At 45.7% G+C, this 15,257-nt stretch carries 15 protein-coding genes; 11 read left to right on the top strand and 4 right to left on the bottom strand.

Annotated features, from left to right (window positions below; all coding sequences use genetic code 11):
• The first annotated feature begins 443 nt into the window (after positions 1-443).
• The 4 genes from LACSTY_RS11600 to LACSTY_RS11585 all read left to right on the top strand — a co-directional run bounded on the left by LACSTY_RS11600 (position 444) and on the right by LACSTY_RS11585 (position 5,049).
• On the top strand, positions 444-2,051 hold the full coding sequence (locus LACSTY_RS11600) for an Nramp family divalent metal transporter (RefSeq protein ID WP_087912764.1): 1,608 nt from the start codon (positions 444-446) through the stop codon (positions 2,049-2,051).
• 345 nt (positions 2,052-2,396) lie between these two features.
• Entirely contained in the window at positions 2,397-3,152 is a 756-nt protein-coding gene (locus LACSTY_RS11595) for a hypothetical protein (protein ID WP_087913297.1), read from the top strand.
• Between the two features lie 151 nt (positions 3,153-3,303).
• Positions 3,304-4,680: a class II fumarate hydratase gene (locus LACSTY_RS11590; protein WP_087912763.1), complete on the top strand. Its 1,377-nt coding sequence runs from the start codon at positions 3,304-3,306 to the stop codon at positions 4,678-4,680.
• A 51-nt stretch (positions 4,681-4,731) separates the two neighbouring features.
• Entirely contained in the window at positions 4,732-5,049 is a 318-nt protein-coding gene (locus LACSTY_RS11585) for an SHOCT domain-containing protein (RefSeq protein ID WP_087912762.1), read from the top strand.
• An 11-nt stretch (positions 5,050-5,060) separates the two neighbouring features.
• Here the strand turns inward: LACSTY_RS11585 and LACSTY_RS11580 are convergent, their stop codons facing one another.
• Complete coding sequence (locus LACSTY_RS11580) at positions 5,061-6,206, bottom strand: NADH-dependent flavin oxidoreductase (RefSeq protein ID WP_087912761.1); 1,146 nt, start codon at positions 6,204-6,206, stop codon at positions 5,061-5,063.
• A 34-nt stretch (positions 6,207-6,240) separates the two neighbouring features.
• Complete coding sequence (locus tag LACSTY_RS11575; protein WP_047105472.1) at positions 6,241-6,972, bottom strand: SDR family oxidoreductase; 732 nt, start codon at positions 6,970-6,972, stop codon at positions 6,241-6,243.
• A 215-nt stretch (positions 6,973-7,187) separates the two neighbouring features.
• Here LACSTY_RS11575 and LACSTY_RS11570 point away from each other — a divergent pair, with 215 nt between their 5' ends.
• Positions 7,188-8,141, top strand: coding sequence for an aldo/keto reductase (locus LACSTY_RS11570; RefSeq protein ID WP_087912760.1), 954 nt, complete (start codon positions 7,188-7,190; stop codon positions 8,139-8,141).
• Positions 8,142-8,333: 192 nt separating this feature from the next.
• On the opposite strand, the gene LACSTY_RS11565 is transcribed toward LACSTY_RS11570, so the two are convergent.
• On the bottom strand, positions 8,334-8,510 hold the full coding sequence (locus LACSTY_RS11565; RefSeq protein WP_087912759.1) for a hypothetical protein: 177 nt from the start codon (positions 8,508-8,510) through the stop codon (positions 8,334-8,336).
• Positions 8,511-8,812: 302 nt separating this feature from the next.
• Here LACSTY_RS11565 and LACSTY_RS11560 point away from each other — a divergent pair, with 302 nt between their 5' ends.
• The 4 genes from LACSTY_RS11560 (at position 8,813) to LACSTY_RS11545 (ending at position 11,488) form a co-directional block, all read left to right on the top strand.
• Positions 8,813-9,151, top strand: coding sequence for a bacteriocin immunity family protein (locus LACSTY_RS11560; protein ID WP_087912758.1), 339 nt, complete (start codon positions 8,813-8,815; stop codon positions 9,149-9,151).
• A 360-nt stretch (positions 9,152-9,511) separates the two neighbouring features.
• Positions 9,512-10,342, top strand: a complete 831-nt coding sequence (locus LACSTY_RS11555; protein ID WP_087912757.1) for an alpha/beta hydrolase — start codon at positions 9,512-9,514, stop codon at positions 10,340-10,342.
• A gap of 232 nt (positions 10,343-10,574) precedes the next feature.
• Positions 10,575-11,123, top strand: a complete 549-nt coding sequence (locus tag LACSTY_RS11550) for a PedC/BrcD family bacteriocin maturation disulfide isomerase (RefSeq protein ID WP_087912756.1) — start codon at positions 10,575-10,577, stop codon at positions 11,121-11,123.
• A 194-nt stretch (positions 11,124-11,317) separates the two neighbouring features.
• Positions 11,318-11,488 carry a bacteriocin class II family protein gene (locus LACSTY_RS11545; RefSeq protein ID WP_049171943.1) on the top strand — a complete coding sequence of 57 codons (171 nt, stop codon included), beginning with the start codon at positions 11,318-11,320 and terminating at the stop codon, positions 11,486-11,488.
• A gap of 270 nt (positions 11,489-11,758) precedes the next feature.
• Here the strand turns inward: LACSTY_RS11545 and LACSTY_RS11540 are convergent, their stop codons facing one another.
• Positions 11,759-12,517 (bottom strand): response regulator transcription factor, encoded by a 759-nt coding sequence (locus LACSTY_RS11540; protein WP_162494871.1) that lies wholly within the window; start codon positions 12,515-12,517, stop codon positions 11,759-11,761.
• Positions 12,518-13,945: 1,428 nt separating this feature from the next.
• On the opposite strand from LACSTY_RS11540, the gene LACSTY_RS11535 reads away from it, so the two are divergent.
• On the top strand, positions 13,946-14,341 hold the full coding sequence (locus tag LACSTY_RS11535) for a hypothetical protein (RefSeq protein ID WP_087912754.1): 396 nt from the start codon (positions 13,946-13,948) through the stop codon (positions 14,339-14,341).
• A 78-nt stretch (positions 14,342-14,419) separates the two neighbouring features.
• Complete coding sequence (locus LACSTY_RS11530; protein ID WP_087912753.1) at positions 14,420-15,040, top strand: CPBP family intramembrane glutamic endopeptidase; 621 nt, start codon at positions 14,420-14,422, stop codon at positions 15,038-15,040.
• Positions 15,041-15,257 lie beyond the last annotated feature (217 nt).

Raw genomic sequence — 15,257 nt, 5'->3', positions numbered from 1 at the left:
TTTGTTCACTGAAAATACAAATTATTTTCATGAAACGGTTGACGATATCAGCTTCAAGGCATATTCTATTAGAGGATTAAGTTAGGGAGACCTAAAAGGCCTTGTTCCCCAGGGACTTAACTTTTTTCAGAGCGTGAACCAGCCCGGTTAGAAACCGGAGTGTAAGTGGCCTTTGGCTTAAATGGCTGGGCTTTGGCCATTTAAGCCAAAGGTCCTTACACGGAGGTTTCTGGGCTCGTGAACGCGTTTTAAAGAAGAGAGCGTGAACTGGCGCGGTTAGAAGCTGGAGTGTAAGTGCCCTCAACCGCAATGACCCGGGGCTTAGGCCATCGCGGTCAAGGTCCTTACATGGAGGTTTCTACGCCAGTGAACGCGTCTACAAAAAGCACTTACCGGCGCAATCTCCTGCACCAGCAAGCGACTTCAAGAGGGGGAGACATATTGTGAGTGATGATCACAAGAAGAAACATTCCATGAAGCTCATCCAATACGCGAATGGGCCATCATTGGAAGAAATTAACGGTACTGTCGAGGTACCGCACGGGAAAGGCTTTTGGCGCACTCTATTTGCTTATTCCGGGCCAGGGGCGCTGGTTGCCGTTGGTTACATGGATCCAGGTAATTGGTCCACTTCCATTACCGGGGGACAAAACTTTCAGTACCTATTGATTTCCGTTATCCTAATGTCAAGTTTGATTGCGATGTTGCTGCAATACATGGCAGCTAAACTTGGCATTGTGAGTCAAATGGATCTTGCCCAGGCGATTCGGGCAAGAACTTCGAAGACATTAGGGATTGTCTTATGGATTCTGACAGAGTTAGCGATCATGGCGACTGATATTGCCGAAGTTATCGGTGCCGCCATCGCGCTTTATCTTTTGTTCCACATTCCGCTAGTCATTTCGGTGCTGATTACGGTGCTCGATGTCTTGGTATTACTGTTACTGACCAAGATTGGGTTCCGCAAAATCGAAGCCATTGTTGTTGCACTTATTCTTGTCATCCTGTTCGTGTTCATCTATCAAGTTGCCTTATCGGATCCGAACATGGGGGCATTGTTAAAAGGTTTCATTCCGACAAGCGAAACTTTTGCCAACTCACCTTCAGTGAATGGCATGAGTCCAATTCAAGGGGCGTTGGGAATCATTGGTGCGACGGTTATGCCGCATAACCTATACCTGCACAGCGCGATTTCCCAGACACGGAAAATCGATCACCACGACCCAGATGATGTGGCCCAAGCGGTTAAGTTCTCCGCATGGGATTCCAATATCCAGTTATCATTTGCGTTCGTTGTTAACTGCTTGCTGCTGGTCATGGGGGTTGCGGTCTTCAAGAGCGGTGCGGTTAAAGATCCTTCCTTCTTCGGTTTGTTTGAAGCATTGTCAGATTCCTCAACCCTTAGCAATGGGGTTCTGATTGCCGTTGCCAAGTCCGGTATTTTGTCCATCCTGTTTGCGGTTGCACTGTTGGCATCAGGTCAAAATTCAACCATTACCGGTACGTTAACTGGGCAGGTTATCATGGAAGGCTTCATTCACATGAAGATGCCGTTGTGGGCACGCCGTCTGGTTACCCGGATTATCTCCGTCATTCCGGTTATTGTCTGCGTTATGTTGACTGCCAGAGAAACACCGATTCAGCAACATGAGGCACTCAATACATTGATGAATAACTCGCAGGTCTTCTTGGCCTTCGCGCTACCGTTCTCAATGTTGCCACTGTTAATGTTTACCAATAGTAAGGTCGAAATGGGAGATCGGTTTAAGAACACCGGCTGGGTCAAAGTGCTTGGCTGGATCTCCGTTCTCGGCTTGACCTATCTGAACCTTAAAGGCCTACCAGATTCAATCGCCGGGTTCTTCGGGGACCATCCAACGGCTGCACAAACTGCCATTGCGAACGACATCGCGTATGCGTTAATTGTTGCGGTGCTTGCTTTGCTAGCCTGGACTGTCTGGGATCTCTATAAAGGTAACAAGCGCTACGAAGCGCATCTGGAAGCTGTAGCCGATGCAAAAGAGGCGAAAGCAAGTAATGACGTACAATAATCTCGTTGCATCTTTGGTGATGAGTTGCGATGGAATTGAAGAGTCAGTAGGTTACGATCCGTGGCTATTTGCTATTCTCGGATTGGAACATACGCGAACCCAAGTCCCTTCGCATGAACGTACTTGACTGACCCGATAACGGAACTTGGTCATCATGGTTAAAGCCCGGCCATCCCGTCCAAGCTCCGCACACTCCGAATTCTAATCGGGTGAGTTGACACGGTGACATCAAAAGATAGTTGAGATAGTTGTTAAGCATTGTTGTATATCCAAAAAGCCGCCTTGATCAGCTCAACATGATCAGGGCGGCTTTTTTGGATGATGCATGATGAAAGTGGGGATGGAATGGAATCATCGAAAGAATTAGGGAATGATGTTGAAACTGACGAGGAGACAGCCATGTTGTCGCAACACGCAACGGATTTGCTGATTGGGTTGATGTATGCTGATCATCTCGATGTGGAAAGTAGTCACGAACAGCGCACGATTTTTCGCGGTGGCAAGGATTTCTTTGCCACCTTTGCGCCACTGACAGGGATCAAAAATCGTACGACCTTAAAAAGAGCGCGGTGGGAACTTCAGGCTTGTGGGGCGTTGCTTTCGGATCAACAGCAAACTCACAAGCACTACCACTTAGCGCAAACGCCTTGGCAGATTTTCAAGCAATTTAACGGCATCATGGCGTCACCGGTGCGGGCCAGCCGAACCTATGATGCTGGCACGTTTGCCGAATTATTGAAGCTTAGCGGCGTTGATCGCAAGAACTTTCCGCTTCATACAGAAGGTGTAGTCATGCTGCAAGCCGCAACATTTGGCAGCGACCAGCCACTCATGTACGCCGTTTCGCAATCAGCTTATGACCGCTTGTTGAAAGCCGAATTAGCGCTCAAAATTGCGGGTTCAACGCCGAATTATCCTGATCGCCGCTTGGTCAGCATCCAAACCTGGTCAACCGACCCAGCCCTGGTCAGTCGCTGGTTGCACGCTGGAATGCCAACGCCGCAAGCTGATCCGCTTCATTATTATTTGTCGGTTTTATCCTCGTCTTCCGTTGAATTGAAAAAAGATGCCGCCCAGCTCGTTGCGACACTATTACACTGAAATTATTTAGAAAAGTACGCCGAAGTTCTGGAAAAATCATCTTCTGCGGCGTACTTTTTTGCTTACTAGGGTTCGCTTGGTTGGCGGATCGTGTAAAATAGGACTATCAATCGCGCGACAGGCATGGTGGCCAATGCAGACGGAGGCAAGGATGACAAAAACACGCACCGAATCAGATACACTAGGACCAGTTGAAATTCCGGAGACTGCTTTGTGGGGGCCGCAAACCGAGCGTAGCCGGCACAATTTTCAAGCGGGTCCGCTGATGCCGCTGGCGGTGATCAAAGCGTTGCTGCAGATCAAAAAAGCGGCAGCGCGCGCCAATGTGGCAGCCGACGTTTTGCCTGCGCCTAAGGGTCAACTCATTACCCGCGCGGTGGATACGCTACTGGCCTTGCCGGATAGCCAGTTACGCCAGGACTTTCCGTTGCACGTTTACCAAACCGGTTCCGGCACGCAGACGAATATGAATGTGAATGAGGTCGTCAGTCATCAGGCGGCGAAACTCAATCCTGATTTGCCGATTTTGCCTAACGACGATGTGAACCACAGCCAAAGTTCCAACGATACCTTTCCAACGGCCATGAACATCACGGCAGCCTTGGCTGTGGATGAATTGTTGAAGGCAGTGGCCGAATTACACGCAGCTCTACAAACAAAGGCCGAAACATATGCCAAAACGGTTAAAATCGGTCGCACCCACCTGCAAGATGCAACGCCAATGACGTTTGGCCAGGAAGTCAGCGGATGGGCGGCCATGCTGGACCACGATCAGGCGGCAATCAAGCAACTGCAGCCAGCACTTTTTCGATTAGCCATTGGCGGCACGGCGGTGGGAACGGGACTAAATGCAGCGCCAAACTTCGGGCGAATTGTTGCTGGCCGGTTGAGCGATGTTTATGGGTTGCCGTTGACGGCGCAGACCAATAAGTTTGCGGCTTTGGCGGCGCATTCCGAAATCAGTCTGGTTCATGGCGGCATCAGAACTTTGGCTGCTGATCTTTTAAAAATTGCTAACGACATTCGGTTTCTGGCCAGTGGTCCGCGTGCAGGCTATGGGGAGCTGACCATTCCGGCCAATGAACCAGGCAGCTCGATCATGCCAGGCAAGGTGAATCCAACCCAGGCTGAGGCGTTGACCATGGCGGCTGTGCGCGTGTTGGGCAACGACACCACCATTGCCGTCGCGGCTTCCCAAGGCAACTTCGAACTGAATGTTTATAAACCGGTGATCATCAGTACCTTCCTTGAATCAACCACGCTACTCACCCAAACCGTGACGAGTTTTACGACCAAGCTGGTAGATCAGCTAGCCGTGAATGCGCCACGAATGAAAGCACTGGTGGCGCACTCGCTGATGACAGTAACGGCCCTCACGCCGCACATTGGGTATGAAAAAAGCGCTGAAATTGCGCAGCTAGCTGAACGTGAAGGAACCGACCTCAAAGCCGCCGCGCTTAAATCCGGCTATGTCACTAGCGACCAGTTCGATGCTTGGGTGGATCCTGCTAAAATGACCGGCATCTGACACGCGTCAGGACGATTGCAACGATTACTAGCGGCACATATGGAGGACAATATGAAAAATCAAAAAATGGGTTGCGCAGGCCTTTTTGCCATTCTGGTCGTCATCGCCATTCTGATTCAATTTTGGTATATTGTTTTGGCCATTGTTGCCTTGGGCATCGCGCTTTACTTGTACTACCACCGCAAGCAGCAGGAAGCGGCGGCCCAGGCAGCCAAAACGGCCCAGGAACAAGCAGATGAGCAGGCGACGATCGCTAAGCTGAAAGCGTATAAGGACCTGCTCGACACTGGGGCGATTACGCAAGACGAATACAACAAGAAAAAAGCCGAGCTATTACGGCTCGACTCGCATGACGAACTTAAATTTTAAATTGCAACGGCTTAGTGGTCGTCAGCTAGTGCGGTCGTCAAAGGAACACCCTTGGCGCCGCCGGAAATACTTTCGATGAAGTCAAGGAAAGTCGGAGCAATCCCTAACTCATCGAGATCTTCAGGGGCGATCTGGTAACGGATCGCCTTTTCGTCGTGGGCTAACACTTTTTGAATCCAGTGTGGCTCGCGGATCAGCTCGTGGCCGATAGCGACAAGATCAAATGCCTGCGCAGCTTTTTCGGCATCGGCAGGCGTTTTGACATCGCCGACCACGATGATCGGGAAGGCACCGGCAACATGATCCCGAATGACTTCGTTCACAATCGCCGGGTTATTCGGTTGCCGCAGCGAAGTTCGCCAGACGTCGGATTGCGAAACATGCAGATAATCAATCTTGGTGGTTTTCAAGGCGTCAATAAGGGCGAGCGTATCATCCAACGTAATGCCCGGCTCTTCCAATTCCTCGGGTGAAATCCGGTAGCCCAGCAAAAATCGCCGATCAGCGGTTGCCGCAATCACTTTTTCGGCTTCATGAACAACAGCCAGCGGGAAGCGCATCCGCTTGTCCCGATTGCCGCCCCATTCATCGGTTCGCCGGTTAGAGTGCGGGGAAAAGAATTGCTGAATCAGATACGTGTTGGCACCATGCAATTCCACGCCATCAAATCCGGCGAGAATCGCGCGCCGCACCGCCTGACCAAAATCATGAATCGTTGCTTCGATCTCGGCAGTCGTGAGTGCGCGCGGCGTTTCATAACCGGGACGTGGGGCGGCGACGGCACTGGCGCTGACCGGTTGCTCGCCGCGCAAAATCTTGCTGCTGCTCATGCGGCCGGCACTGAAAATCTGCAGAACCGCCTTGGTGCCACCGGTTTTCATGGCAGCCGCCAGTTTACTGAGACCGGGAATGAACCGATCGTCCGCAACGCTTAATTCGCCTTCAAAGCCTTTACCCAGCGGATTAACGTTGGCGGTTCCGGTAATAAAAAGCCCCACACCGCCAGCGCGTTCTTGGTAGTAGCGAATTTCATCACTGGTGACCGTGCCATCTTCAAACGAAAGGCGCGTGGTCATCGGTGGGATCACAATCCGATTTTTCAACTGGATTGCTTGATGTTTAAAAGTGAATGGTTTCAAAAAAGAATACTCTGACATTTAAAGCTCCTTTTGCAAAAGACAAGGGTACGGGTTAACGCTGTTGGGTAACTGGGCGCATCAGAACCTCGTTAACGGCAACGTTGGCCGGCTGATCGATGGCGTACAAAACCGCATTGGCGACATCGGTTGCACTGAGGCCGTTATTCTTTTCATCGGACTCAACTGCTTCGCGCCGTTTAGGATCACTGATGGTGCTGAACAGCTCGGTATTAACAGCGCCTGGCGAGATCATCGTGGTTTTGATATGGTTGGCAGCCTGTTCTTGCCGCAAGCCATCCATAATTGCCTGAATGGCCCACTTGGTTCCGGAATAAACTGCGGTGCCGGGATGAACGATGTGGCCGGCAACCGAATCAGTCGTAATAATCTGCCCGCTATGCTGAGCGATCATATGTGGCAAGACGGCGGCGATCCCGTAAAGGACGCCTTTGATGTTGACGTCGATCATCCGCTCCCATTCGTTGACCTTCAACTCAGAAAGTTCCGACAGCGGCATGAGGCCGGCGTTGTTATACAGCACATCAACGTGGCCGAAGGTGTTAATGGCCAAATCAACTAAGGCTTTAACTTGTTGCTGATCGGTGACATCGGTTGCTTGATAACGAACCTGATCGCCAAAAGGCTTAGCCAATTCGGCGAGCCGCTCCGTGCGCCGTGCCCCAATCACCAATTTGGCACCGGCTTGCGCCAATACTTGCGTGGTCGCGGCACCAATGCCGCTGGATGCACCGGTAATAACAACGACTTTATCTTTAACAGTCATGAAAATTGACCTCCTAATAAGGGACTTTTGCTGATAAAAAATAAGTGACTATATATTTAAATTACCGCGCGAAAAAGATGATGACAAGTCGTTATATTGAAATTCTAATAATGGCTTGACCTCAAGTGGACTTTAGGGGCTAAACTAGAGGCGGTTACGGTTGTGATAGATGATATCACGATGGTTAAGTTTGCATTGAAAGGGGTTTTTAAGACATGAAACAAGTGCGATTAGGCGGTTCTAACTGGCAGGCTTCAAGCGTGGCACTGGGGATCATGCGCATGAATGTACTTTCGCCGGAAAAAGCTGCGATCGTTTTAGACAGTGCGTATAATGACGGCATTAACTTTATTGATTCCGCGGATATTTATGGTCAAGGCAAGTCGGAAGAAGTTTTCGGTGAAGCCTTGAAGCAATCCGGTGTTACCCGCGATCAACTCTATATTCAGTCGAAGATCGGTATCGTGGTTGACCCAGATCGTTCACACGGCAGTCTTGTTTTTGGACGGCGCTATGACTTTTCAAAGGAACACTTGCTGGGCGCAGTTGATAAGATCTTGGAGCGCCTGCAAATCGACTATCTCGATTCAGTGTTATTGCACCGGCCGGATCCATTAATGGAAGTGAACGATGTCGCGGCGGCATTTGACGAGTTGCAGCAAAGCGGCAAAGTTCGCCACTTCGGCGTTTCAAACTTCAATCCCGAGCAAATTGCCTTACTACAAAGCGGCATTCACCAGCATCTGTTAATCGATCAAGTGCAATTCTCGGTCGCTCATACTGGCATGGTCAATGCAGGCATGCACACGAACATGGAAGACGACCGGTCCATCGACCATGATGGCAGTCTGTTGCCTTATCTCCAGCGCAAACAGATGACATTGCAGGCATGGTCACCGTTCCAATACGGAATGTTCGAAGGCACCTTCATCGACAGCCCGAAGTTTAAGGATCTGAACGATGAACTGCAAAAAGTCGCCGACCACTACCACACCAATAAAAATGCCATCGCCGTTGCCTGGCTCTTACGCCATCCGGTTGGTGTCCAGGTTATCCTCGGCTCCATGAATCCTGAGCATATTAAGGAAAGTGCAGCTGGCGCGGACATCACGCTGACGCGGCAAGAGTGGTACAACATTTACTTTGCGGCAGGCAATGATTTGCCGTAAGCCTCAGCTAGCGTGTTAAGGGCACGCAACTGAAGTATTTTAATTTTACGTGGCTCGTTAAAAAGCCCGACAAAATTTGACTAAATGTCAAAATCTTGTCGGACTTTTTGGTTCGTTGGAATCCCTTAGCAAAATGGAAATTTGCAACCGTACATCAATTCTTACGCGGCAAAAAGCTATGCGTTGATCTTTTCATTCTTCATCGATTGATGAGGCAAAATATGAAATCAGGGCTGATAACAATAGCATCGGGACGACAAAATCAGATGAAGGCAGCCATTTGAACGCGGCAGCAACGATATACAGCACCAAGGAAATGGCGCTGATCCATGTAATCACTCTTAGTACCATATCTGAAGTTATGATCATTTGAAAGTTCCTCCAGACTTCTTTACACCCAGTATACGATGACAGCATGACTTCAGGAATCAAAAAAGTTTAACGTAGGTAATTTGGCAATTTTCGTCGTGTGAGGTCTTTAAAATGCAAAATGACGACGAAAAAAGGAGGTTTTGCCGCGTTTAAAAAGTTAATGTTTTGCGCCTGCCTAAGAGCGCCGAGTTTGCACTTGCAATCATTAATCTCTCGGCGCATCCTATGAGTACTTGAAAAGCACACAAGATTTTAGAAAAGTGAAACTACTCAAGCTAATTTTCGGGAGGAAGTGCAAGATGCCAGACAAACGTGAAACCTTATTAGACTTGTTAAGCAAGGCTTATTCGAGTCCAACGATCAAAGCACAGGCAGATTTACAGGCGCTAATCAAAATCAATGCCAAGAAACTTGATGAAGGCGATGATGACAAAGCTTATGTGACTGCGGTGACCCAGTTGTCCCACGATATTTCAAAGTATTATCTCATTCATCATACGATGCCAAAAGAGCTGGTGGACATTTTCAACTTCATTAAGAAAGATGTCGCCATAAGCGAGGCTGACGCCGCCCGTTATCGAAAACAGGCGCTGGCGGCGGGATTAGGTGCCATGCCGATTGTTTGGGGCGGCCATTAGTATCGGCATGAAATGTTAGAGCGCGATCGGCCAAACTCGCTGATCTGGCTATGGGCTCAGATCACGTTTGGTTGAAAAAAGTCGTTACAAATAGCCACTTTATTCAAACCCCCGTACATGTTGCGTTTGGATGAAGTGGCTTTTTCGATCTTATGGCAAATTTAGAAATTGAGGATGGTAAATCTATTTTCAATGAAGACTGTTTAGACGGAATCTGATGAATCGCTTAGAAGTCGAGTTTCAGGAAAGATGGTGCTTTATCAGCGGACGAGGCAAAATAATTAAAAGAAAAAACGTTGCATGATACAATGGTAGTCCAAGTAGTTAACCCCATTGCCTAAAAAGACAAGGAGTAAGCCCATGAAGTTTTTCGCTAAAATCGCACTGGTTTTTTTCATGATGACGGCTGGTTGGTTTGGACTTCAAATAAATCGCCAAGCTTCAGTCGCACAAGGTCAAATAGGTAAGACCAATCAAGTGCCGACTTTATTTGTCCATGGTTTTGGCGGCAGCTATGCCTCGGAAAAAGGAATGATTGACGGGCTTAGTCAGTATGCCGGCTTTCAGGAAGTGCTTTATTACCTGATTAAGAGGGATGGCAGGTTGGCGGTTAAGGGAAAATGGCGGCCAAACGTGAAGCATCCGTTAATTGCGGTCGTTTTTGAAAGTGGCAATCCGGAAGATGCCTCTGCACTCGGCAAAATTCTCAAACAACTGAAGACTCGTTATGGTGTCAGGTATTTTAACGCGGTTGGCCATTCTGCCGGTTCGCTGGGATGGACATACTGGACGTCGCAAGCGAATAAGACGGGTATGCCAAGTTTGAAAAAATTTGCGGCCGTTGGTGGCCCGTTTAATGCCATTCCGGGAATGGGAGCCAATAGCGGTAAGACAGTTACCAAAAATTCGAAGGGGCAGCTTCAAAAGATGTCGAAGCAGTACGCCGATTTTTACCGCAACCGCCAGTTTTTCCCAAAAACGGTCAAGGTGCTCAATCTCTTTGGCAATCTTGGTGACGGCTCCGATGGCCGAGTACCAATTGGCTCGGCCAAATCACTAAGGTACCTTGTGGCTGATCGAGTCAAAGAATACGCGGAACATGAAATACGATATCGGGCGCAGCATAGTCAGTTGCATCAGCGGAATAAAGTTGTGAATGGGCATCTCTACAAATTTTTGAGTCAGAAATAAGGTTGAGCCGTCAACACAATATGTTCCTTCGAGCTTTACCTGAGATTTGAAACGAGTGGTCTTTATTAGATGATCCACGGGAAAAATGTTTCTTATTAGGAAAGATTTGCAAGAATCAAAGCTTATTTTGGCCTCGATTTGACGTTAAATGGTTAAAATCATACGTTTAAATCTTTTTAATTCATCGCTCTGTTTTCACGGTATTATGAAGACACAGAAAGGTGGTGAATGTATGACTCATGAAGTGAAATGCCCAAAATGTATAACAGGTTTCGTGGCTTTCATTCTCTCCATGACACTCTTGACGACAATAATGAAACCTAATGTTGTTGATGCTAGTAATGTGGGTCAAACAGATGTTTTGGAAAAGCAGTTTGAAACAGATGTTACTGAGACTCAATATGTGTCAAATATCCAGGGTGTCGTCAAAATTGACGGTTGGAAGTTGATTGAATTATTAAAATCAAAAGCAAGCTTCTATCTGTTTATAGGTTACAAAGAATGTCCATATTGTCGGGAGTTTTCTAAGGTTCTCAAAGACTTTATCCCTCAAATGGATCGTCCGATCTATTATATTGATTTGGACACTAGTTTAAATGATTTTGAAGGTTCCAAAGAAGCAGTGATGTTAAACATCTTAAATAACCAGATTCATTTTTACGGTACTCCAACTTTTGAATTGCTTATAGATGGGGTTGCAGAAAAGGAGTTTGTCGGATCAGCAACAACTCTAGCTGATCTTCAATATTTAAAAGGAATATCGATGAGCTATGCAAATTGATATGATTCCTAAAGAGTATAGACAACTTTTACCCCTAAATTTGCTTCTATTGATAGGATTTGTCACTCTTGGCAAGTTGTTCTATGCTAATCAAATTCTATCAGCAAACGGCATTCTAATAATTACTGGATTGCTTTTGGTTATTTATGCAGAAATCATCACTTATCGACGACTAAAGAAGAGGAGAAATTAATATGAATGAGTTATTTGTAGAGATGAATACCGAAGAAATGGCGAACATTATGGGTGGAAAGAATTGGGTTAAATGTTATGCGGGAACGATCGGGAGCGCTTTATTAGGAAGCGCTGGCGGACCAGTTGGATATTGGGGTGGAGCAATGGTGGGTTATGCTACTTTTTGCTAATCTTTTCTGAAACGTATTTTTTTGGAAAAAGTTGCTTCACCATTGTGCCAAATGAATAAGAGAAGTTTCATAGTCGCAAGATAATTGCGTAATTGACTGTGAAATTTCTCTGTTTTTGTGGATTTATAAGTTCTTTGATGCAAGTGAATAGAAGTTTTAAAATAGTCTTGACTTAAAGGGTGTCGGTGTTTGAGTGATCAAGGATATTGGTACATAACACGGTGGAGTTGACGAAGTAATATTGATTGACGTGTCCGAAAATACTATGGATTATCGCAACATCTGACGAAGAGCGACCATTTTCCTGAAACTAACTTCAACTTTGTCGTGGTTGTCCATGTAAGCAAATCGTTCTGAGGTGTTTACACTGATGACATGTAAGGGATTGAGAAGAATGCTTTTGTGACAACGAAACAACGTAGGATATTTTAAAGTCAAATCCTTAAGGTTACCAGAGAAAGGTACGGACTCACTTTTTACGTGGAACTCTAACATGCTTGATTTTTCTGGGATTGTTTGTATATAAATTATTTCATTCAATGGAAACGAGAAGACGCTTGAATCCATGCTATAACTAAATAACCTCGGGGACATTAGCTTTCGGGCTCTAAGGCGTTTAAGGGAATATTCAACATTGTCTTGAACGAGTGAATCTACAGGGATCGAACTGTCCTTGGTGATCAGATCCAATGGAGCAATCTTATGCGATAGAATCGTCAATGCTTGCTCAGTGTGACCGGTAACGAAGATGATATCTGCATATAGTGATTTCTTTCTAATGGCAAGTGCAACATCAACACCATCCTTCGATGAATTTGTGAACCCAAAGCCGAGAAAAAATATACTATCGTTTGCAATCCGCTGATCAATATTTGAAATTAATTCATTTGGTGATGTGGTGGCAAGCTCAATTTTGGCGGGCCATTCCTCAAATGAAATGCGACGCTGTAACATCTTATACAAAAATGTAAGATAATCAGGATCATCTTCGAGAATGTAAATATGAAGTACGTTTTGACTCTGCAACATATGCAATCCTCCAGCGAACACAACGGTTGTTAGCTTAATCCGGAAGTAACCTTATGGAACATACTGCTAAACTATTTATTAATAACGACTACGGTTAACATGGAGGTTCGTTGGGCATAATGAGACTTTATAATTAAGCATTGGTCTGGGGTGTTAAAAACCGTATTCATTAAGCGCAGCTATTCGAATACTATAGCAAAGACGGAATTAGCGTTTTAAGACCCTTGAAATAAATTTTTAAAAGGGGACAAAGACTTACTGATCAAAAATATGCTTACAACATTTAACGATTGGCCATTGCCTCTACCCAGTAAATATAATAACACACAAAATAAAAATGAGCATGTATTTAGAACTATTTTAACCATAAAATAGCCTCCATTAGATTGGTGTAGTTATTTATTAACGCTTGCCTATGCTTGAAGTTAGTGCAAGGCCGAAGTTTCAAAGAAAGGTGAATCTTAATATGATTAGGGATCGAAGAGAGCCTATGGCGGTAACCGGTTGAATGGGGAAGGCTGATTGGATGTTAGTGAAGATGGATTTGGCGTGAAAATTTCAGAAGACTAGCGTACTCACAAAGTAAACGCAATGAAAAGCACTTTTTTCGTCGTCTTTTGACGCCTTTAGAAAAGAAGGCAACGAAAAAACGGCAAATTTCAACGTTTAAAATTTGAGAACCTAAAAGTATGCATTAAGTTGTATGTTGTGTGTAGGGAAGCTAGCCTACTAATTTGATTCGAGAGGATCTCGTTGTACTGCATGGGTTCACAGTTTGGGGCTTTTAAGTAGGAGTATCGTCAATCGCAATTAACGGAGAATTTCTATGAAAATAAGAACAGTTAGCATTGTTCTGGTTTGGGCCGTGTTTTTAACCGCAACTATGTGGTTAATGTTAAGTGATTTAAAAGTATTGCCGCGGGTTTCATTAATCGATCGTTACTATTGGCTTTTACTCGTTCTGTTCATCCTTATAGCCGGGACGAATCTGATTAATAGATTAAAGAGATGAGCCGTATGCGAATGATGGTCGAGCGATGACATTCAACGCTGAAGATAAAAGTGGATAGAAAGTGACAATTGGGATGGCTAAGAGACACTAACTAAGGTCATTACGTTAAAATGCCTTTTAGTCTTCAACATCTCCAATTTTGAGAAAGGTGATTCTAAATGACTAAACTGAACGGTGAACCATTTCATGCGTTAACACGACGTACACTTGAGAAAGTCGTGGGCGGCAATGCGTTCACGAAATTTGACGATCTACTTTGGAATAAGACCTTGATAGAACCAGTCCATTTGCCAGGGAAAAGATACGGATTGCCAATTGTTCATCCAATTTTGCAGGAGAGTTAGCGGCCGAATTGCCAAGTTCAGTCACTGACCGGTAATATTTTGCTGAATAAATGCTAGATTGGGGAATTTTTCATGGAAATCTTGAACGGGTATTTAAAAAACTGGCGTGGCATGTGGTCGTTTGCGAATTGGCGATTACCGATTAGCAAACGTGCCTTTCTACAGGTCACTGTGACAGAATTTTTGCTTTATTTTGTCTGTGCGTTAGTTGCCAATACTATTGGTGTACTATATGCTCCGTTATCGCTCTTGATCGGACTGTCGCTTTTTGCATTCGCGCTGTTCTCGATGCGAAGATTCATTTCTGTGGGAATTCCGCGAATACTGGCGGTTCCGATGTTTATTGTACCGTTTTATCTTTTCAAATACCTAGGAACTTTTGGCTTGATTGTTGGATTCATCTTACTTGGACTTCATTTTTATATCACGGTATTTTTAAAGCCGAGAAGAAGGGAAATACAAAGATGAAAAATGAAGAGCTAATTTGAATGCATTTAGCCACAAAAGCGTTCGCCATGCCGGCTGCCGACATGCGAACGCTTTTTTATGGAAGGGGAAGTGTCGTTGAATCCAAGGATAGATTCTCATGGCGGAGTAAGCAATTTAAGATTTCCAATATGGTTTGGGCTAGTGGTGCCTCAAATAGCGCTGGGGTTCATTGGATTTATTCGTCCGAATAATCAGATCTTTTTGGTTATTTGGTATGTGCTCACTTTCTTTTATATGTTCGTTTCATATAAGTATCTCGCTGCAGCGTCTTATCTAAAGCCTTCACCCTCGAAAATATTCGTCGGTTTGCTTGGCGGTGTATCCGTCTTAATCCTAGAGGTGGCCTTTTCTGAACTGTTTCCGAATATTCAAGGTTCGCAATTTAGCCCCAACATGCTACCATTTATTCCGTTATACGCATGTGTTTGTGGACCGGTTTGGGAAGAAGTTTTGTTTAGAGGCATTTTGAGCAAAAGGATTTTTGACGGATCAATTTTTGGACTGGTCGTGTCATCGCTTGGCTTTTCCCTGCTACATGGCTATCTTTCTCCGTTCATCATCTTGTATTTTTTAATGGCTTTGATTTTCAGTTTCTGTAATCGTGGTAAGACAGATGTCAGCGCATCGATTGTTGCCCACATAGTTGTCAACACAGTCGTATTTTTCCTTAACTTTTAGGCACTTATAGGAGTTGCCTACCTGAAAAAGTTAAGTGACTCGTTATTGCCATGGCAAATCTGGCTGTCGATAGTGTCTAATCCCTGATGGTTCTGTTGTGCTACAGCGCATTATACCAACAGCATGTTCGTTGAAAGCGGCGATTAATTCCAGCAAGGCGTTACCTGCTTGTCGAATTAATCACCGCTTTTAATGCTCTGGCGGCGACTAAAGATGA

The sequence above is a fragment of the Lacticaseibacillus styriensis genome, from assembly GCF_030770295.1.
Lineage (GTDB): Bacteria > Bacillota > Bacilli > Lactobacillales > Lactobacillaceae > Lacticaseibacillus > Lacticaseibacillus casei.
This window is presented reverse-complemented; position numbering and strand designations above follow the sequence as displayed.